General features: G+C 29.5%; 16 protein-coding genes. 14 read left to right on the top strand and 2 right to left on the bottom strand.

Annotated elements, in window-relative coordinates; translation table 11 throughout:
* Positions 1–53 precede the first annotated feature (53 nt).
* The 11 genes from BN2920_RS16425 (at position 54) to BN2920_RS16375 (ending at position 15,898) form a co-directional block, all read left to right on the top strand.
* Positions 54–1,310: a chloride channel protein gene (locus tag BN2920_RS16425; RefSeq protein WP_058296061.1), complete on the top strand. Its 1,257-nt coding sequence runs from the start codon at positions 54–56 to the stop codon at positions 1,308–1,310.
* Positions 1,311–1,564: 254 nt separating this feature from the next.
* Positions 1,565–5,311 (top strand): phosphoribosylformylglycinamidine synthase, encoded by a 3,747-nt coding sequence (locus tag BN2920_RS16420; RefSeq protein WP_058296060.1) that lies wholly within the window; start codon positions 1,565–1,567, stop codon positions 5,309–5,311.
* 300 nt (positions 5,312–5,611) lie between these two features.
* Entirely contained in the window at positions 5,612–6,091 is a 480-nt protein-coding gene (gene purE / locus BN2920_RS16415) for a 5-(carboxyamino)imidazole ribonucleotide mutase (RefSeq protein ID WP_058296059.1), read from the top strand.
* Complete coding sequence (gene purC / locus BN2920_RS16410; RefSeq protein ID WP_058296058.1) at positions 6,091–6,798, top strand: phosphoribosylaminoimidazolesuccinocarboxamide synthase; 708 nt, start codon at positions 6,091–6,093, stop codon at positions 6,796–6,798. Before purE ends, purC begins: the two co-directional genes overlap by 1 nt.
* Before the next feature lie 99 nt (positions 6,799–6,897).
* On the top strand, positions 6,898–8,310 hold the full coding sequence (gene purF / locus BN2920_RS16405; RefSeq protein WP_058296057.1) for an amidophosphoribosyltransferase: 1,413 nt from the start codon (positions 6,898–6,900) through the stop codon (positions 8,308–8,310).
* Positions 8,311–8,410: 100 nt separating this feature from the next.
* Positions 8,411–9,412 carry a phosphoribosylformylglycinamidine cyclo-ligase gene (purM, locus tag BN2920_RS16400; RefSeq protein WP_058296056.1) on the top strand — a complete coding sequence of 334 codons (1,002 nt, stop codon included), beginning with the start codon at positions 8,411–8,413 and terminating at the stop codon, positions 9,410–9,412.
* Positions 9,400–10,011 carry a phosphoribosylglycinamide formyltransferase gene (gene purN / locus BN2920_RS16395; RefSeq protein WP_058296055.1) on the top strand — a complete coding sequence of 204 codons (612 nt, stop codon included), beginning with the start codon at positions 9,400–9,402 and terminating at the stop codon, positions 10,009–10,011. Before purM ends, purN begins: the two co-directional genes overlap by 13 nt.
* A 20-nt stretch (positions 10,012–10,031) precedes the next feature.
* On the top strand, positions 10,032–11,537 hold the full coding sequence (gene purH, locus BN2920_RS16390) for a bifunctional phosphoribosylaminoimidazolecarboxamide formyltransferase/IMP cyclohydrolase (protein WP_058296054.1): 1,506 nt from the start codon (positions 10,032–10,034) through the stop codon (positions 11,535–11,537).
* A 96-nt stretch (positions 11,538–11,633) separates the two neighbouring features.
* On the top strand, positions 11,634–12,884 hold the full coding sequence (purD, locus tag BN2920_RS16385) for a phosphoribosylamine--glycine ligase (RefSeq protein ID WP_058296053.1): 1,251 nt from the start codon (positions 11,634–11,636) through the stop codon (positions 12,882–12,884).
* A gap of 304 nt (positions 12,885–13,188) precedes the next feature.
* Entirely contained in the window at positions 13,189–14,328 is a 1,140-nt protein-coding gene (locus tag BN2920_RS16380) for an AI-2E family transporter (RefSeq protein ID WP_058296052.1), read from the top strand.
* 298 nt (positions 14,329–14,626) lie between these two features.
* Positions 14,627–15,898: a DUF4179 domain-containing protein gene (locus BN2920_RS16375; protein ID WP_058296051.1), complete on the top strand. Its 1,272-nt coding sequence runs from the start codon at positions 14,627–14,629 to the stop codon at positions 15,896–15,898.
* Between the two features lie 222 nt (positions 15,899–16,120).
* Here BN2920_RS16375 and BN2920_RS16370 read toward each other — a convergent pair whose 3' ends face one another.
* Both BN2920_RS16370 and BN2920_RS21860 read right to left on the bottom strand, forming a co-directional pair.
* Positions 16,121–17,320 (bottom strand): IS110 family RNA-guided transposase, encoded by a 1,200-nt coding sequence (locus BN2920_RS16370; protein ID WP_058293047.1) that lies wholly within the window; start codon positions 17,318–17,320, stop codon positions 16,121–16,123.
* A gap of 216 nt (positions 17,321–17,536) precedes the next feature.
* Positions 17,537–17,713 (bottom strand): hypothetical protein, encoded by a 177-nt coding sequence (locus BN2920_RS21860; protein ID WP_172437927.1) that lies wholly within the window; start codon positions 17,711–17,713, stop codon positions 17,537–17,539.
* 545 nt (positions 17,714–18,258) lie between these two features.
* Between BN2920_RS21860 and BN2920_RS16365 the strand changes: the two genes are divergently transcribed.
* From BN2920_RS16365 to BN2920_RS16355, 3 genes are all read left to right on the top strand, one after another.
* A complete protein-coding gene (locus tag BN2920_RS16365; protein WP_058296050.1) occupies positions 18,259–19,191 on the top strand; it encodes a tetratricopeptide repeat protein in 933 nt (310 codons plus the stop codon).
* Positions 19,192–19,282: 91 nt separating this feature from the next.
* Positions 19,283–19,783 carry a flavin reductase family protein gene (locus tag BN2920_RS16360; RefSeq protein WP_058296049.1) on the top strand — a complete coding sequence of 167 codons (501 nt, stop codon included), beginning with the start codon at positions 19,283–19,285 and terminating at the stop codon, positions 19,781–19,783.
* Between the two features lie 56 nt (positions 19,784–19,839).
* Positions 19,840–20,052 (top strand): hypothetical protein, encoded by a 213-nt coding sequence (locus tag BN2920_RS16355; RefSeq protein ID WP_058296048.1) that lies wholly within the window; start codon positions 19,840–19,842, stop codon positions 20,050–20,052.
* The last annotated feature ends 46 nt before the right edge of the window (positions 20,053–20,098 follow it).

Here is a 20,098-nt window from a genome sequence, read left to right as displayed (position 1 = left end):
ATAAAATTAAAATGTTGTAATCAACCATTTAATTAGTCAATTGAGGGATATCTATGGAAGAAATAATTCAAAAGTTAAAATATATTAAAAGCTATTTAATTACTTTTATAAAATGGGTTGCTATTGCTGTGGCAACAGGAACTTGTGGAGGAATTGTAGGTAGTTTTTTTCATAAAAGCGTAGAATATGTGACAGAAATCAGAATAGCAAATGAATGGATTATATTTGCCTTACCATTTGGAGGGCTTATTATAGTATATTTGTACAAGCTATTTAAATTAGATAGTAATATAGGAACAAATTTAATAATAGACTCAATTCGTACAGATGGAAAAGTTCCAATTGCTATTGCACCTCTTATTTTTGTAAGCACAGTAATAACTCATCTTTTTGGTGGTTCAGCAGGTAGAGAAGGAGCTGCACTTCAATTAGGCGGAAGTATAGGGTCACAAATTGGAAATAGGCTAAAGCTGGATGAAAAAGATATGCATGCAATTACATTGTGTGGGATGAGCGGAGTATTTGCAGCATTGTTTGGGACACCTTTAACAGCTACATTTTTTGCAATGGAGGTAATAAGTGTAGGAATAATTTATTATTCAAGCTTTATACCATGTATTGTATCTTCAATAGTTGCATATAAAATATCCTTACTTTTTGGATTAGAACCTGTTTACTTTAATTTAAAGATAATACCTGCAATTTCTGCTAGTAGTGTAATTAAAGTCACTGTATTAGGAGCGTTGTGTGCTATAGTTAGTATAGTTTTTTGTGAATCACTTCACAAGACAAGTAGGTTTGTAAAAAAGTATATAAAAAATGAATATTTACGGATAGCTTTAGGTGGCTTGGTTATAGTAATACTTACAATGATGCTTAGAAACACAGATTATAATGGCGCTGGAATGAATATTATATCTAAAGCTATTAATGGTGAAGCAAAGTATGAGGCGTTCTTTTTAAAAATAATTTTTACAGCTATAACAATTAGTGTTGGGTATAAAGGCGGAGAAATTGTTCCAACATTTTTTATAGGTTCTACTTTTGGATGTGTAGCAGCTAAATTTTTAGGTATTGATCCTGGGTTTGGAGCTGCTATAGGGCTTATTGCGTTATTTTGTGGAGTCGTTAATACGCTTATAAGTTCTATAATATTGAGTATTGAACTTTTTGGGGCTGATGGAATAATATTATTTTCAATTGCTTGTGGAGTAAGTTATATGTTATCTGGATATTATAGCCTTTATAGTAGTCAAAAAATAGTTTATTCTAAACTGAAGGCTGAGTATATAAATACAAGTGCAAAATGATATCATTTAGTTTAAAGTAGATTTTATGGTTAAAAAAACAATCAATCCGAATTATAGCAAAAAAATAAAAAGCTATAATTCGGATTTTTCTTAAATTTAAAGAAAATTTATCATATTTCAAGTTGACATCGTACGTCTTAAATGATAATCTTAAATTGTTGATACGAAAATTAAGAAAAAAGGACTAAATAATATTCGCATATTACAATGATGTGATAATAAGCTAAATCTCATAATATTTTGGAGGAATTAAGATGTCAAATATTAGAAGCATATTTGTGGAAAAGAAACAAGGGTTTAATGTAGAAGCTCAAAGTTTGCTAAGAGATTTTAAAGAGAATTTAGGATTAACAAATCTTGAAGATGTAAGAATTATTAATAAGTACCTTATTTCAGATATATCTGAAGAGTACTATAATAAATCGTTACATACAATCTTTGCTGAACTTACAGTAGACAAGATTTATGAAGATAAGTTACCAATTAGTGAAGGAGAAATAGCTTTTGGAGTAGAATTTTTACCAGGGCAATACGATCAAAGAGCAGATTCGGCTTCTGAATGTTTAGCTCTTTTAACAGCAGAAGACAAGGTAGAAATAAAGTCAGCTAAAGTAGTTATATTAAAAGGAAACCTTTCAAAAAATGATGTAGAAAAAATTAAGAAATACTACATCAATCCAGTCGATTCTAGAGAAGTGGATATAGACAACAAAGATTTAGCAGCAATCTCAAACATACCTAATGACGTTGAAATCTTAAATGGATTTACCCAAAAAACAATTGAAGAACTAAAAAAATTTCACGGTGAGCTAGGACTTGCAATGAGCATAGATGATCTAGTAATGATTCAAAATTATTTTAAAAATGAAAATAGAGAACCTAGTATAACTGAAATTAAGGTAATAGATACTTATTGGTCAGATCACTGTAGACATACAACTTTCTCTACAGTATTAGAAAATATACATATAGAAGAAGGAAAATACACAGAGCCAATAAAGACAAGCTATACAGAGTATTTAAAATCAAGAGACTATGTTTATGGAAATAATGAAAGAAGCAAAACTCTTATGGATATTGCAGTAATTGCAATGAAAGAACTTAAAAAAAGAGGAAAGCTTAATGATTTAGATATATCAGAAGAAATAAATGCATGTTCAATAAATGTAAAAATTGAAACTAATAATGGCTTAGAAGATTATTTAGTAATGTTCAAAAACGAAACTCATAATCACCCAACTGAAATTGAACCATTTGGTGGTGCAGCAACATGTTTAGGCGGAGCAATAAGAGATCCATTATCAGGTAGAACTTATGTATATCAAGCAATGAGAGTTACAGGAGCAGCAGATCCAACAGTTCCAGTTGAAGATACATTAGAAGGAAAACTTCCTCAAAGAAAGATAACTCTTGGAGCTGCCCATGGATATAGTTCATATGGTAATCAGATTGGACTTGCAACTGGTGAAGTAAGAGAAGTATATCATCCTAATTATGTTGCAAAGAGAATGGAAGTAGGAGCTGTTATTGCAGCAGCACCTAAAGAAAATGTAGTTCGTGAAGAACCAGCACTTGGAGACATAATAATATTACTTGGTGGAAGAACAGGTAGAGATGGTGTAGGAGGAGCTACAGGCTCATCTAAAGAGCATACTGTTGATTCTATAAATGAATGTGGAGCAGAAGTTCAAAAAGGAAATGCACCAACAGAAAGAAAGATTCAAAGGTTATTTAGAAATCCTTCTGCGGCAAAAATGATTAAAAGATGTAATGACTTTGGTGCTGGTGGAGTTTCAGTTGCAATTGGAGAACTTTGTAGAGGTCTTGATATAGATTTAGATAAAGTACCAAAGAAATATGAAGGATTAGATGGAACTGAACTTGCAGTTTCAGAATCACAAGAAAGAATGGCAGTCGTAGTAACTAAGGAAAATGCAGAAGAATTTATAAGACTCTCTAATGAAGAAAACCTAGAAGCAGTTATAGTTGCTCATGTTACAGATACTGATAGATTAAGAATGGTTTGGAGAGGAAAAACTATTGTTGATTTAAAGAGAACTTTCTTAGATACAAATGGAGCAACTCAAAGAACAGAAGTAGTTGTTAAAGCTCCAGATGCTTATCCATATGCTGTTAAAGTTGAAGATGTTAAAGAAGAATGGATAAACAACTTAAAGAAATTAAATGTAGCATCTGAGCAGGGATTAAGTGAAAGATTTGATTCAACAATTGGTGGAGGAACAGTACTTATGCCATTTGGTGGTAAGTATGCAAAAACGCCAACAGAAGGTATGGCAGCTAAAATTCCAGTACCAAATGGTGAAAGTAAAGATGCAACACTTATGACTTTTGGAATTAATCCAGAACTTGGAACTTGGAGTCCATATCATATGGCATATTATTCAGTAGTTGAAAGTGTTACAAAGCTTGCATGTATGGGAGGAAACTTCAGAACTTCTCATCTTACATTCCAAGAATATTTTGAAAGACTTGGAAAAGATCCATCAAGATGGGGAAAACCATTTGCAGCACTTCTAGGAGCCTATAAAGCACAAATGGCACTTGAAATTGCAGCAATAGGTGGTAAAGATTCAATGTCTGGAAGTTTTGGTGATTTAGATGTACCTCCAACATTAGTATCATTTGCAGTGGGAGTTGAAAAGGCAGATAAAATTATCTCACCAGAGTTTAAAAAGGTAGATTCAAAGTTAGTTTTACTTTTAGCAGAAAAGCTTGAAGATGGAACTATAAGTATGGATAAATTTAAGAATAACTTAGATGTTTTATATAAATTAATTCAAGAGGGTAAAGTTATTTCAGCTTCTTCAATTAAGTTTGGCGGAGTATCTGAAGTAATAACTAAAATGGCACTTGGAAATAGAATAGGTGCAGAAATTGAGAATTTAACTAAAGAAGAGTTATTTGGATTTAACTATGGTAGTGCAGTATTAGAAGTTTGTGAAGATGTAAATATAGAAGAAGAATTTAAAGAATGTTTATATAAGACTATTGGTAAGACAATAGAAAAAGCATCAATTATAAGTAAAGAATATGACTTGAATCTAGATATTGCATATTTAGAAGAAACTTATGAGAAAAAATTAAGCAAAGTATTTCCAATTAAAACAGAAGATGTTGAAGAAAAGATTGACACTCCATTATATGAAGTTAAATCTTATGCATCTCCAGTAATAAAAGTAGCAAAACCAAAGGTTGTCATTCCAGTATTCCCAGGAAACAACTGTGAATATGATTGCGAAAGAGCATTTAGAAAAGTAGGAGCAGATGTTACACAAGTAGTATTTAGAAATATTACTAAGGAAGCATTAGTTGATTCTATAGATAGACTAGCTAATGAAATATCAACAGCTCAAATACTTATGATTCCTGGTGGATTCTCAGCAGGTGATGAGCCAGATGGTTCAGGTAAGTTTATTGCAAATGCATTAAGAAATGAAAAGATAGCTAATGCTGTAATGGAACTTCTTAAAAATAGAGATGGTTTAGCTCTTGGTATTTGTAACGGCTTCCAAGCATTAATTAAATTAGGACTTGTACCATATGGAGAAATTGTTGATATTAAAGAAGATATGGCAACATTAACTTACAATAATATTAATAGACATATGAGTTCAATAATAAGAACTAGAGTTACATCAAATAAATCACCATGGTTTAGTGAAGCAAATGTGGGAGATATACATTCAGTTGCAATTTCTCATGGTGAAGGAAGATTTGTTGCACCAGAAAGTTTGATTAAAGAATTAATTGATAATGGTCAAGTTGCAACACAATATGTTGATTTAGAAGGAAATGTATCATTAAATATGCCATATAATCCAAATGGATCAATGTATGGAATTGAAGGTATAACAAGTCCGGATGGAAGAGTATTAGGAAAGATGGCTCACTCAGAAAGAAGCGGTGAAAATATCTTTAAGAATATTCCAGGAAATTACGATCAAAAGATATTTGAATCTGGGGTTAAATACTTTAAATAGTTGAAAGTGAACATCTAGAGACAGGTGGTTAATTAAGGAAGAGATTATAGATTTTCTATAAGTAATATGAGTTTTTTGAGGTTATATTTTAATAGAAACAAAACATTTTTAATATAAAAAGTAAAAATGCTTGAATAAATATTTGAAGAATGAAAAAATCGCCAGAATTTAAGAATTTAAGAATTTAAGAATTTAAGAATTTAAGAATTTAAGAATTTAAGAATTTAAGAATTTAAGAATATGCTTATTTTATGAGGGATTGAGGTAAAAATATATAATTAAGGAAGGAGCTTTTCAAAAATGGAAGTAGCAATATTTTTTGGAAGCAAATCTGATACAGAAGTTATGAGAGGAGCTGCAAATGCATTAAAAGAGTTTGGAATAAATTATAAGGCATTTGTTTTATCAGCTCATAGAGTACCAGAAAAATTAGAAGAAACTTTAGAAGAAATCGAAAAAGAAGGATGTAAGGTTATAATTGCAGGAGCTGGACTTGCAGCACATTTACCAGGTGTTATAGCATCAAAAACTGTATTACCTGTAATAGGAGTTCCAGTTAAAGCAGCTCTTGAAGGATTAGATGCACTTTACTCTATAGTGCAAATGCCAAAGTCAATTCCAGTTGCAACAGTTGGAATAAATAACAGCTATAATGCAGGAATGCTTGCTGCACAAATGTTATCAGTAAATAATGAGGACTTAAAAGCTAAGCTTAAAGAATATAGAACAAATATGAAAAAGAAATTTATTGAAGATAATGCTGAAGGAGTGGAATTATAATGGAAAAATTAGAAATGTTATATGAAGGAAAAGCAAAACAAATATATAGAACTAACAAGGAAGATGAAGTAATAGTTTATTATAAAGATGATGCAACAGCTTTTAATGGAGAGAAGAAAGGTCAAATACACGATAAAGGAGTTATGAATAACAATATAACTTCAATACTATTTGAACAATTAGAAGCACAAGGAATAAAGACTCACTTTATTAAAAAATTAAATGATAGAGAACAATTATGTAAAAAGGTTGAAATTATTCCTCTTGAAGTAATCGTAAGAAATGTAGCAGCAGGAAGTATGGCTAAGAGATTAGGTCTTGAAGAGGGAACAGCTCTTAAGACTACAGTATTCGAATTTTCTTATAAAGATGATGAACTAGGCGATCCATTAATAAACAGCTATCATGCAGTAGCAATTGGAGCAGCAACTTTTGAAGAAATTGATACTATTTTAGAAATGACTGGTAAAATAAATAACATATTAAAAGATGCTTTTGCAAAAGAAAACATAAACTTAATTGATTTCAAGATTGAATTTGGTAAAACTGCAGATGGGGAAATAGTTCTAGCTGATGAAATTTCACCTGATACTTGTAGATTCTGGGATGCTACAACAGGAGAAAAGCTAGATAAAGATAGATTCAGAAGAGATCTTGGAAATGTTGAAGATGCATATATTGAAATATTAAAGAGAATTTCAAAATAATATTATAAAATCATAATAAAGAAATGCTCAATTACAATAACTAATTGAGCATTGAATTTCAAAATTATTAAAATATTTTTAAGTGAAAGGATTAAATACATGACAAATTCAGATTTTGAATTAATTATGGATCCAAGCTTGGATAAATTTAAAGATGAATGTGGTGTTTTTGGTGTATATTGTACACAACCTATGGATGTAGCCTCAATGACTTACTATGGACTTTATGCTCTTCAACATAGAGGGCAGGAAAGTGCAGGGATTGCAGTAGCAGATGGAGAAAAAATTGAAGTCCATAAAGGTTTAGGGTTACTTACTGATGCTTTTACGCAGGAAGATTTAGAAAGACTAAAAGGACATATTGCTGTAGGCCATGTTAGGTATTCAACTGCTGGAGGGAAAGGAATTGAAAATGCTCAGCCAATAGTTACTACATCTAAAATTGGTTCAATAGCTATGGCTCACAACGGGAATTTAGTTAATGATGATGTAATAAAAGAATTACTTGAAGATGCAGGTCAAATATTTCATACATCAAGTGATTCAGAAGTAATAGCATGTCTTATAGCAAGAAGTGCTAAAAAAGGTTTAGCAAAGGCTGTTGTTGATGCAATGTCAGCTATAAGAGGTTCATTTGCATTAACAATAATGTCACAAGATAAATTAATAGGGGCAAGAGATCCTCATGGAATAAGACCACTTTCACTAGGAAAGATCGATGAGGGATATATATTAACATCAGAAAGTTGTGCTTTAGATGCAATAGGCGCTGAACTTGTACGTGATATAGAACCAGGGGAAATTGTTATTATAGATGAAAATGGAATACATTCATATAGATATTCGGAAAATACTCAATGCCAAACTTGTGCATTTGAATATATTTATTTTGCAAGGCCAGATTCAACAATTGATGGACTAGATGTTCATACTTCAAGAGTACGAGCAGGAGAGCAATTATTTAAAGAACATCCTATAAAGGCAGATGTAGTTATAGCTGTTCCGGATTCTGGTATACCTGCAGCAATTGGATATGCAAAGGCTTCAGGAATTCCTTATGATACTGGATTTATTAAAAACAGATATGTTGGAAGAACATTTATTTCTCCGTCTCAAGAAATAAGAGAAAGAGCAGTAGCAGTTAAATTAAATCCATTAAAAGTTAATCTAGAAGGGAAAAGCGTTATTTTAATTGATGATTCTATTGTAAGAGGAACGACTTCAAAACATTTAATAGATTCACTTAGACGTGCTGGAGTTAGAGAAATTAACTTTTTAATTGCTTCACCAGGAGTTAAATATCCATGCTATTTTGGAATAGATACACCATATAGAAGTGAACTTATTGCAGCAAATAATAGTGTAGAAGAAATACGAGATATTATAGGTGCCGATTATTTAGGTTATTTAAGTGAAGAAGGCGTAAGAATAAGTTGTAGGGGTAAAGAAGGATTTTGTATGGGATGCTTTAATGGAATTTATCCAGTAGCAGCACCAGTAGAAGCTGAATAATATTTAGTTGAAAATTGACAGCTAATCAGTTGAAAGTTAAAAGAGTTAAATTGCCAACTGGAAACTGTTAACTGAAAACCGCCAAAAGGAGTGTTTATTAATGATTACTTATAAAGAAGCAGGAGTTAATATAGAAGAAGGATACAGAAGTGTTAAACTTATAAAAGAATATGCTGCTAAAACAATGAGCGAGTATGTTTTAAATGGACTTGGAAGCTTTGCAGGAATGGTTGAACTTCCATCAGGATACGAAAAACCAGTACTTGTTTCTGGTACAGATGGTGTTGGAACTAAACTTGAAATAGCATTTAAGAATAAAAAGTATGATACAGTTGGAATTGATTGTGTTGCTATGTGCGTAAATGATATTTTATGCCATGGCGCTAAACCATTATTTTTCCTTGATTATATTGCATGTGGAAAGCTTGAAGCTGAAGTTTCTTCAGATTTAGTTAAAGGAATAGCTGATGGATGCTTAGATTCTGATTGTGCATTAATAGGTGGAGAAACAGCAGAAATGCCAGGATTTTATGATGAAGGCGAATATGATATGGCAGGTTTTGCAGTAGGTATAGCTGATAAGGATAAGATAATAAATGGTAGCAAGATTAAAGAAGGAGATAAACTTATAGGTATTGCTTCTTCTGGAATTCATTCTAATGGATATTCATTAGTTAGAAAAATATTTACAGATTTAAATGAAGATTTTAATGGCGAACCAATTTGGAAAACTTTACTTACTCCAACTAAAATATACGTTAAGCCAGTTCTTAAATTACTAGAAAATTATGATATTAAGGGAATGGCACACGTTACTGGTGGTGGATTCATAGAAAATGTTCCAAGAATGTTTAATGGTAGAGAGCTTACAGCAGTGATAAATAAAGATTCATATCCGCTTCCAACTATCTTTGAAAAGATTATTGAAAAAGGTGTAGATAAAGAACATATGTATAACACTTTCAATATGGGAATAGGATTTGTGCTTGCTGTTGATGCAGAAGATGTTGCACCTATACTAAAAGCTTTAGAGGAAATGGGAGAAAAAGCTTATGAAATAGGTTATGTAACATCTGGAGGTGAAGGTATTTGTTTAAAATAGCAGTTTTAGCTTCAGGTGGAGGTACAGACTTCCAGTCTATAATTGATGCTGTAGAAAACAAAGAATTAAACATAAAAATTGAAATGCTTATAGCAAGTAAGGACAACATATATGCAATTGAAAGAGCTAAAAAGCATGGAATAGAAACTCATGTTGTAACTAGAAAAGAATATAAAGAAAAATCTAGTGATAAGATATTAGAGTTTGTAAAAGATAAAGTGGATTTAATAGTTCTTGCAGGATTTTTATCTATATTAGATGGAAAAATATTAGATGAATTTGAAAATAGAATTATAAATATTCATCCATCACTTATTCCATCATTTTGTGGACCTGGAATGTATGGGCTTAAAGTACATGAAGCAGCAATTGAATATGGAGTTAAATATTCAGGCTGTACAGTACATTATGTAAATTCTAAAGTAGATGGTGGAGCAATACTTCTTCAAGAAGCCGTTCCAGTATATTTTGAAGATAATGCGGAAACTCTTCAAAAGAGAATTCTTGAAAAAGAACATATTCTGCTTCCTAAAGCAATTAAATTAATAAGTGAAGGTAAAGTAGAATTTGTGAACAATAAAGTAAAAATAAATGATTAAAAGTAAATGGAGGTCTTTTCGTGAAAAAGAGAGCTTTAATAAGTGTATTTGATAAAGATGGTGTTTTAGATTTTGCTAAATTTTTAGTTTCAAAGGATGTTGAAATAGTATCAACAGGTGGAACTTATAGATACTTAAAAGAAAATGGAATAGATGTAATAGAAATAAATGAGGTGACTAACTTCCCTGAAATGCTTGATGGAAGAGTTAAAACACTACATCCACTAGTTCATGCTGGAATCTTAGCTATAAGAGATAATAAAGAGCATATGGATACATTAAAATCTAGAGATATTCAGACAATAGATTATGTTGTTGTTAATCTTTATCCATTCTTTGAAAAGGTGAAAGAAGATTTAACATTCGAAGAAAAAGTTGAATTTATAGACATTGGTGGACCAACAATGCTAAGAGCAGCAGCTAAGAATTTTCAAGATGTTGTTGTTATTTCTAATAAAGAAGATTATAAGGTAATTATGGAAGAAATAGAATCAAATGGTGAAGCAAGTCTTAAAACTAAAAAGAAACTTGCAGGTAAAGTATTCAATCTTATGAGTGCATATGATGCAGCTATTGCAAACTTTATGCTTGAAGGTGAAGAAGAATATCCAGAGTATCTTTCAGTATCATATAAAAAGATGCAAAGCTTAAGATATGGTGAAAATTCTCATCAAAGTGCAGCAGTTTACTCATCAACAATGCTTGATGGAGCTATGAATACATTTGAAACATTAAATGGTAAGGAATTATCATACAATAATTTTAAGGATGTAGATATAGCTTGGAAATGCGCTAATGAGTTTGATGAGCCAGCTTGCTGCGCATTAAAACATAACACACCATGTGGAGTTGCAACAGGAGAAAGTGCTTATGAAGCTTATATGAAAGCTTATGAAGTAGATCCAACATCAATTTTTGGTGGAATAATCGGATTTAATAGAAAAGTTGATAAAGCTACAGCTGAAGAAATGGTTAAGATATTCTTAGAAGTTATTGCAGCACCAGATTATGATGATGATGCATTAGAAGTATTAAAGACTAAAAAGAACTTGAGAGTTCTTAAATTCCATAATACTCCAAAAGCTGATAAATATATGGTAACTGTTGATGGAGCAATGCTTGTTCAAGAGGAAGATAAGAAACTTATTGATGAGATAAAAGTAGTAACTGAAAAAGCACCTACAGATGAAGAGATGAAAGATTTACTTTTTGGTATGAAGGTTGTTAAATATGTTAAATCGAATGCTATTGTTACAGTAAATAATGGAGTAGCAGTAGGAATTGGCGGAGGCCAAGTAAATAGAGTATGGCCAACTGAAGATGCGTTAAAAAGAGGTAAAGGTGCAACAGTGCTTGCATCAGATGCATTCTTCCCATTTGGAGATGTTGCAGAATTAGCTGCTAAAGCAGGCATTAAAGCAATAATTCAACCAGGTGGATCTATAAGAGACCAAGAATCTATTGATGTTTGTAATAAATATGGAATAGCAATGGTATTCTCTGGACTTAGACACTTTAAACATTAAAATTAATTTTAGTTCACAATTCATTCTACAAATATAAAATACCTCTGGGGCTTTTTTCCTCAGGGGCATAATTTAATTTAGGAGGTATATTATATTATGAAACTTCTTTTAATAGGTAGTGGCGGGAGAGAACACGCATTAGCTTGGAAAATGGCACAAAGTTCAAAGGTTGAAAAAATATTTGTAGCACCAGGTAATGGTGGAACTGCAATTGAAAATAAATGTGAAAACGTAAATATAACTGAAATAAAAGATTTGATAAATTTTGCTATTAAAGAAAATATTGATTTAACAGTTGTTGGACCAGAAGATCCATTAACTAAGGGAATTGTTAATGAATTTAAAAAAGCAGGTTTAAAAATATTTGGGCCAGCTCAAAATGGTGCGATGCTTGAAGGAAGTAAGAGTTTTTCAAAAGATTTCATGAAGAAATATAATGTTAAAACTGCTGAATATGCTACATTTACAAATGTTGATGATGCATTAAAGTATTTAGAAACATGTTCATATCCAACAGTAGTAAAAGCTGATGGACTTGCAGCAGGAAAAGGCGTTATAATTTGCGTAAATAAAGAAGAAGCTATAGAAGCAGTTAATACTTGTATGGTTGATGATACTTTTGGAGATGCAGGTAAAACAATTGTAATTGAAGAATTTTTAGAAGGAATCGAAGCATCTATTCTTTCAATAACTGACGGAAAGACAATAATTCCATTCTTATCAGGAAAGGATCATAAACAGATCTTTGATGGTGGTAAAGGACCTAACACTGGAGGCATGGGGGTTATGGCTCCTAATCCATATGTTACAGAAGAAGTTATGAAAGATTTTGAAGAAAACATAATGGCAAACACATTAGTAGGAATAAGAGAAGAAGAATTTGATTTTAAAGGAATTATCTTCTTTGGAATAATGATCACTAAAAAGGGTGTCTATCTTCTTGAATATAATGTAAGAATGGGCGATCCAGAAACTCAATCAGTACTTTATTTAATGGAAAGTGATTTAGTTGAATTAATTGAAGCTGCACTTAGAGAAGAATTAGATAAAACTACAGTTAAGTGGAAAGATGGAGTATGTATAAATGTTGTTTTAGCATCTAAGGGATATCCAGGAAACTTTACTAAAGGATATGAGATTACTATAGATGAAAAAGTAAAAGACAAGGTATTCTTAGCTGGAGCAAAGCTTGAAGATGATGTTTTAAAAACTAATGGTGGTAGAGTATTATCAGTTATCGGTTGTGGAAGCAATGTTCAGGAAGCTAGAAAAGAAGCTTATGAAAACATCAAATATGTTAACTTTAAGGATTCATACTGCAGAACTGATATTGGAATTCATAAGTAAGATTAAGAAAAGCTTAGCATTAAAAGAGAGTTTTATGCTGAGCTTTTTGTGTTTTCTAGAGTTTTTTAAGAGCTATTGGACAATTGTAATATATTAAAGAAATTACTCTTTGACAATTAATAGAGGAGAAGATATAATATGAAGAAATCAAAATCAACATGTAAATCATTTTGTAGATTTTTTAGTTACTATAAATATATGTAATATTAATTGCTTTTTCTGTTATTTGATGGAGCATAATATAAAATTAATATATTAAATACAATATAGAAAATAGATTTCTATATATGGGGGTTATAAAGATATGAAAGAAGAAAGTACTGGTATTAAAAAGATAGTTTTAGTGATATTTTTTGCTGTAGTATTATATACTATATCACAAAATATAAGTAATATATTAAATATTTTAACTACAATTCTAAATATATTTCTTCCATTTTTATTAGGTTGTGCTATTGCCTTTATATTAAATATACCAATGAATATGATTGAAAGAAATATTATTAAAATTAATGTTGTTAAAACTAATAAAAGATTATATAAAATCATTAGACCAGTAAGTTTGATAATTTCAATATTTTTTGTAATAGCTATACTATATATTGCTTTATCAATTGTTTTACCTGATCTTATTAATATGTTAGTGGACTTGGGTGATAGTATTGAAAAAGCTATACCAGAAGTTAAAGTATGGTTAATGGAGTTATTTGAAAATAATAAAAGTTTTATTAAATTTATTGAAAGTGCAGAAATAGATATAAAGAGTATTATGAATGGTGGGTTGATATTTTTTAAAAGTGGGGCTCTTACATTACTATCCTCTTCAGTATCAATTGTAGGAGTAGTAGTGAATTTTATAATTTCAATAATTTTCGCATGCTATATTTTGTTACAGCGTGAGGCTTTAGCTAGACAATTTAAAAAAGTACTATATGCTTTTTTAAGCAAAGAAAAAGCAGAGTATGTCCTATATATAGGTAGATTAAGTTATAAAACATTTTCTAATTTTATAAATGGACAATGTATTGATGCGATAATTTTGGGAATAATGTTTTTCATCTCAATGTCTGTATTAAAATTACCTTATGCTTTACTAATAGGAGTGTTAATTTCCGTTACAGCGCTGATACCAATTGTAGGCGCATTTATAGGCTGTATTATAGGAGCATTTTTAATATTTGTACAGAGTCCAATGCAAGCAATAATTTTTATAGCTTTATTTCTAGTATTACAACAGATTGAGGGAAATCTTATATATCCTAAAGTTGTTGGAAATTCGGTGGGGCTACCTTCCATATGGGTTCTATTATCAATAACAGTTGGTGGTGGACTAATGGGAGTTATCGGAATGCTTATTTCTGTTCCATTAATATCAGTGGTATATAATCTATTTAAAGAATGGATAAATAATAAGCTAAAGGAAAAAGAAATCGAAGTATTATAATAATCATCCAGGAAACTAAAAATAAGGTTAACTTAAATTAACTTTATTTTTAGTTTCTTTGTATTTTAGAAATTTTAACTTAAAGATATTTTTTAAAACATAAAATGTTGTTATAAAGAATATATCTGAAAAGTATTTAATAGAAAGAGGTTTTATTTATTTTTAAAGTATTATAATTTTTTGCTATATTTTAAGGATGAATTAAGTTTATTTAAATTGAAAATATGTTATTATATTACAGTAGAGTGTATCATAAGAAAGTATTCAGTTATATTTATAAAAGAAAGATGGGGATATAATGAAGAAGAAAAAAATAGTTAAATTATTAGGACCAGTAGCAGGGATAATGAGTTTTATGTTACTTACTGGAGTTTTCACAACATCAGCATTTGCTGATCAAGTAAGTACAAGCTCTACAGCTATAACTCAAAACAGTACTAAAGACTACAAGAAAATTATAAATAAGAGTGTTGAACAAAACGGAGTTAAAGTAACTCTATTAGATGTTGTTGCAACAAAGCATAAAATAAAAGCAAATATAAAATTAGAATGCAGTAAAGGTCTTCAAGATGAAAAAAAGAATGGATTATTTGTTCAAGGTATTTATAATATGCAGGAAAGCTGGGGAGGAGGACAAGGTACATCAAATATTGACGATAATACATTGATAGTGGAAATTGAAGATGAGTGTGAAGACAATAGTGAATATAAATCTAATGGTGATTATAGATTAGATATAGTTGTTCCATACTATAAAGTTAATATTGGAATGAATATTCCTGTAGATTTCACAAGTGAATTTGCAAAAGTAAAAGAAAATGAAGTATCAATTTACGTGAAAGATTTGGATGTTAATATTAAAAAGGTAGAAAGTGATATATTGGGAACTAATATATACTATACTCAAAAATCACAAAATTACTCAAATAGTGATTTTGATAATGAAGTTCATGATCCAATAGTATTATTAAAAGTTGGAGATAAAATATATGTAGCAAACAGTTATGGCGGTGCAAATTGGGGCAGTTATAATGAAGATAATGATTTAGAATATAGAACGTATTATTCAAAAGATGCAACTTATGATAAAGTTACAACTACTGATGCAATCAGTATTATTCCTATTTCTAATGATATTACTTATAATGAATCAAATAAATTTTATGATGAGAAATATAAAGATGGTTATGAAGTGAATGAAGAAGATTATACAACTGAACAAAGTGTATCTTTTGTGAAGGAATTTGATTTTTCTGATAAGAGTAAAGGTGAAATATATAAAATTGAAAGAGATAATGATATTGTAAAGTTATATTGTAAAGGGAATTCTAAAGAAAAAAGTTTATTAATGGCTAGTACAATGGATATATATCCTAAATATGATGAAAATGAACAATACTATTACGATGAAGATTACTATAAGACTATATATAAAGATAAAAATGATGATAATGGATATGTGGTAGAATTCACAAATGTAGATAAAGATAGGAATATGATAGTAGGTATAGATGATCTTATTCAATTTAGTGATAGATACAAATTTGGAGAAGAAATAAAATTAAAATAATAATAAATATGGATGATTCACAACATAAATAAGGGACGTAAAATCAGAGTTTAGTGGATAACACCGAAATTTAATATATGATAGGCTCGATTGTAGGGAAATTTCAGCTAAAACCTGCTAAGAAAAATCAAGTTTTTTTTAGCAGGTTTTTTATATATTTTTTGCATGACAAATAAATTAAACAGAAATTCTGTTTAATTTAGATATAGATACTATCTAAATTTAAGTATTATAGACTTCTTTTACTCTAGCGTAGTATATTCTTAGAAACTTATTTAATGCAGCAATTTTAGCAACTTTTTTAGGTTTTCCTTCTGCTTCTTTTTTTAACATATATAAAAATATAGGATCATCCTTTGGTTTGGCACTTTTGATACATTTCATAATTTCATATCCAGTTTTTCGTAATAATGCAGAACCTCTTTTAGAAATACGACGTTTGTTTGCAACAAACTGTCCCGACTCAAAAGGAGGTGAATCAATACCCGTATAAGCTATCAAAGCCTTTTTATTATAAAAGCGTTTTAAATCACCGATTTCAGCAATTAAGCGTGGAGCCAATGTATCTCCAACTCCAGGCATATTTCTAACAACATTGTATTCCTTTAAACTACTTGCTAATTCTTGCATTTGTGATAATATCATAGATAGAGTTCTATCTATTTCGCTAAGAACTCGAACAGCTTCTAATACTAACATTTTGGTTGATGGGGTACTAGAAGATAGTGTAGGGATGCCTTCTTGTGCTAAAGCATATATCTGTTTTGCTTTTGTTTCACTTTGATGGTATCCTTTATTTTTTGCCCATTTAAAATAACTATTTATAAATTGCTTTTCATTTTTCTTGGTAATATTATCGTAATGCCAGTATTCTTTAACAAAATCATTTAATTTATCTTTCTCTGGCTTATCGGATCTATTTTTTAATAGATTTTTAATTCCTGGCATTGTTCTATCTAATAGATTACTTAGTACAAGTTTGCTCTCTATTCTCATAGCTATATAATGAGAATATTGCCTACCTAATAATTTTAATTCAGAATACACCTCATCTGTTGCTTCATAGTCAGTTAATTTAAACCAATTATCAATTCCATAATTAGCTATTTTGATAGAATCTAATTTATCAGTTTTACCTTTCCTTAATCCTATAGCAGAATATTTTTTCATAATTAATGGATTTATTACGGCTACAAATATACCATGATTTTTAAGATAAGTAAGTAGTGGCAAATGGTATGCACCGGTCGCTTCCATAACAACTCTAGTTTCTTCATTTAATTCAGAAATAGATTCAACTAATGCTTTTAAATCAGCTTCAGTATGATTTATTTCATGTGGTTCACTAATAACCTCACCATATTCTTTCAATATACATACTGTACTTTTTCCTTTTGAAACATCAATTCCAACACTAATCATGTTAATCCTCCTAAAAAATTATTGTAATTTTAATCCACCCACACTTATTACAATTCATTTTGGTTAGTTACACGAAAGCCGTACGGTTTCAACCTGCTTAATCGAATCTTTATAATAAGGGATGGCTGACAGTTTTAGCTACGGATGTTAAAACCCAATTCTAAAGTCGTCATACCAAATTACTCCCTTTATTATAAATTAAAATAAGTGCAGATGTTAAATCATATATTTATGATTTGTATCTACACTTATAGAGTACCAAATTCTAATGGCAGAGGCTGCACCTAAAAATGTTTGCTCCCAAAAGCAAGTGTTTGGACAAACAATTTTGGAACAGCCTCTGCCAAAGAATTTAAAAGCTGAAATTTCCAATACAATACTACGCCTATTCATATATTGAATTTCTTTGTTTTTCTCTAAAATCATATATACCCAATTTATTTTAATTATGATTAATGTTTTTTATATTCTATGCCTTAAAGTATATCTTCTAATCAATGAAGGTAACTTATGAAGTTACCCATAAAAATCACTTTAACCAGCATAGAATAAGCAAATTCGTAAGAATATATATTCTGATATTTATAAATTTATATCTTTTAAAAAATGATAAAATATTAACTTTTTAAATCTTTAACATCTATAAATAACTATTCCTTAATTTAAAAATGTATTTATGCATAGCAACAATAATACCGATACTCTGAATTTAGATTAAACAAAGAAATAAAGCTCTCATGTTCGGCGGTGTCTTGCATTCAAAAATTCTAAAGTCCCATTTTTGTAGCAAGCGAGCCGAATCTGAGAGCTTTATTTCGGGTGTTATTCGCTAAACTTTCTACGTCCCTTATTTATTTTATGTGCAACAACTATTTTTTATTTTGAAGTTATAGTATATTAGATAATATGATACTTATTTTATATGAAGGTGAATAATTATGGAAGATAAAAATTATTTATATATTAATTATTTAAATATGGCTAGAAATTTAAGAACAGAAAAAAACTTATTAAAGGCATTGAGTTTTTATAAAAAAGCATACAAATTAGATGTTGGAAAGACAGATGTTGAACTTCTTTTGGATATGGCATTATTGTATGATGAAGTTGGATTAAAAAAAGAGGCAGAAGATAAATATTTAGAAGTGTTAAAGTTAGATGAAGATGAAGCAAGAGCGTATTACGGGTTAGCTATTATATATGATGATGAAGATAAATTAGGAATTGCAAAAAAATATTATAAAAAGGCAATAGAAAAAAATCCTAATTATGACAAGGCTTATTTCTTTTTAGCAAATATTTATGATCAGTTTGATGATAAAGATAGAGCTATAGAAAATTATAAAAAAGCAATTGAGATAAATAAAGAGGAAATATGGGCGTATGCAAATATCTCATGTATTTTAGAAGAAAGCGGTAGAGATGAAGAAGCACTTATATATATAGAAAAAGCTTTAAAAATTGATGATTCTAATTATAAAATACTATTTAATAAGGGTGTTATATTAAAGAAGCTAGAAAGAGTAAAAGAAAGTAGAGAGTATTATAGAAAATCTATAAAAGAAAATCCTAACTATCCATATAGTTATTTAAACTTAGCTGTGAGCTATAGAGAAGAAGAAAATTTTCATAAAGCAATAGAAGTAATAGATGTAGGAATAAAAGAAAATCCAGATGAAGGATTTTTGTACTATAATAGAGCTTGTTTTTATGTAAATATTAATGAGGATATTAAAGCTATAAATGATGTTGAAAAAAGTATAGAATTAAATGATATATTTTTTGATTATATGAAAAAAGATAAAGAGCTTAATAACATAAGAAAATATTCAGAATACATAAAGTTAGTTGAAAGATATTCTAAAATATAATAAGAAATAATGAAGAAATATATTAAATATGATAAAATTTAATTAATGATATTTACAATATTTATAAATTTGTTATAGGGGGCATATAAACGTGAAAGATACATTTACCGAAGGATTAGAAGAAGTTATGGACAACTTACATAAAGGAGGAGCATTCTTAACAGCTGGTGATGATAAAAAATGCAATACTATGACTATCAGCTGGGGAAGTGTTGGATATATGTGGGGAAAGCCAATGTTTATGGCATTAGTAAGAACCTCAAGATATACAAATGAATTTTTAGAAAATGGAAGTGAATATACAATTAGTATACCTTATGATAAAGAAATGTCAGAAGCAATTTCTATTTGTGGTAAAAAATCAGGAAGAGATATTGACAAAGAAAAGGAAGCTGACATAAAATTTATTCCATCTAAAAAGGTTAATACGCCAGTAGTTGATGGATGCAGCAAATATTTTGAATGCAGGATTGTTTTTAAACAAGATATAAATCTTGAAAATATGGATGAAGCAATAGTAAAAGCATGTTATGAAAAGGATGCAAAACATGTACTATATTTTGGAGAAATAGTAGAATACTATTACAATTAATAGAATTTATTAACAATAGTCATAAATAGTTCATATTATACTTTAGGTGATTATTTATGGCTAGTTTTTTATTATTTATTTGTGGGGTAATATGTACAGCTATTGGAATAAATTTATTCAAAAATAAACTAAGAACATTATCACTTTCAATAGGTGGAATGGATGATAAAGAAATAACAGAAAAACAGCATATATTATCTATATGTTGTAAATTTATAACTATTGGAATAATGTTTTTAATATTTAGTATAAGTTTATTTCAAATATGAAGATATAACCACTGATTTGTTTTTATAGGGAAGTGAATGAAAAAGG

The sequence above is a fragment of the Clostridium neonatale genome, assembly GCF_001458595.1.
Classification (GTDB): Bacteria; Bacillota; Clostridia; order Clostridiales; family Clostridiaceae; genus Clostridium; species Clostridium neonatale.
This window is presented reverse-complemented; position numbering and strand designations above follow the sequence as displayed.

Bases quoted from the DNA above. Each gene is read 5' to 3' on its own strand.
- BN2920_RS16425 (WP_058296061.1), top strand. From the start codon at position 54: ATGGAAGAAATAATTCAAAAGTTAAAATATATTAAAAGCTATTTAATT.
- BN2920_RS16420 (WP_058296060.1), top strand. From the start codon at position 1,565: ATGTCAAATATTAGAAGCATATTTGTGGAAAAGAAACAAGGGTTTAAT.
- purE (WP_058296059.1), top strand. From the start codon at position 5,612: ATGGAAGTAGCAATATTTTTTGGAAGCAAATCTGATACAGAAGTTATG.
- purC (WP_058296058.1), top strand. From the start codon at position 6,091: ATGGAAAAATTAGAAATGTTATATGAAGGAAAAGCAAAACAAATATAT.
- purF (WP_058296057.1), top strand. From the start codon at position 6,898: ATGACAAATTCAGATTTTGAATTAATTATGGATCCAAGCTTGGATAAA.
- purM (WP_058296056.1), top strand. From the start codon at position 8,411: ATGATTACTTATAAAGAAGCAGGAGTTAATATAGAAGAAGGATACAGA.
- purD (WP_058296053.1), top strand. From the start codon at position 11,634: ATGAAACTTCTTTTAATAGGTAGTGGCGGGAGAGAACACGCATTAGCT.
- BN2920_RS16380 (WP_058296052.1), top strand. From the start codon at position 13,189: ATGAAAGAAGAAAGTACTGGTATTAAAAAGATAGTTTTAGTGATATTT.
- BN2920_RS16375 (WP_058296051.1), top strand. From the start codon at position 14,627: ATGAAGAAGAAAAAAATAGTTAAATTATTAGGACCAGTAGCAGGGATA.
- BN2920_RS16370 (WP_058293047.1), bottom strand. From the start codon at position 17,320: ATGATTAGTGTTGGAATTGATGTTTCAAAAGGAAAAAGTACAGTATGT.
- BN2920_RS21860 (WP_172437927.1), bottom strand. From the start codon at position 17,713: ATGAATAGGCGTAGTATTGTATTGGAAATTTCAGCTTTTAAATTCTTT.
- BN2920_RS16365 (WP_058296050.1), top strand. From the start codon at position 18,259: ATGGAAGATAAAAATTATTTATATATTAATTATTTAAATATGGCTAGA.
- BN2920_RS16355 (WP_058296048.1), top strand. From the start codon at position 19,840: ATGGCTAGTTTTTTATTATTTATTTGTGGGGTAATATGTACAGCTATT.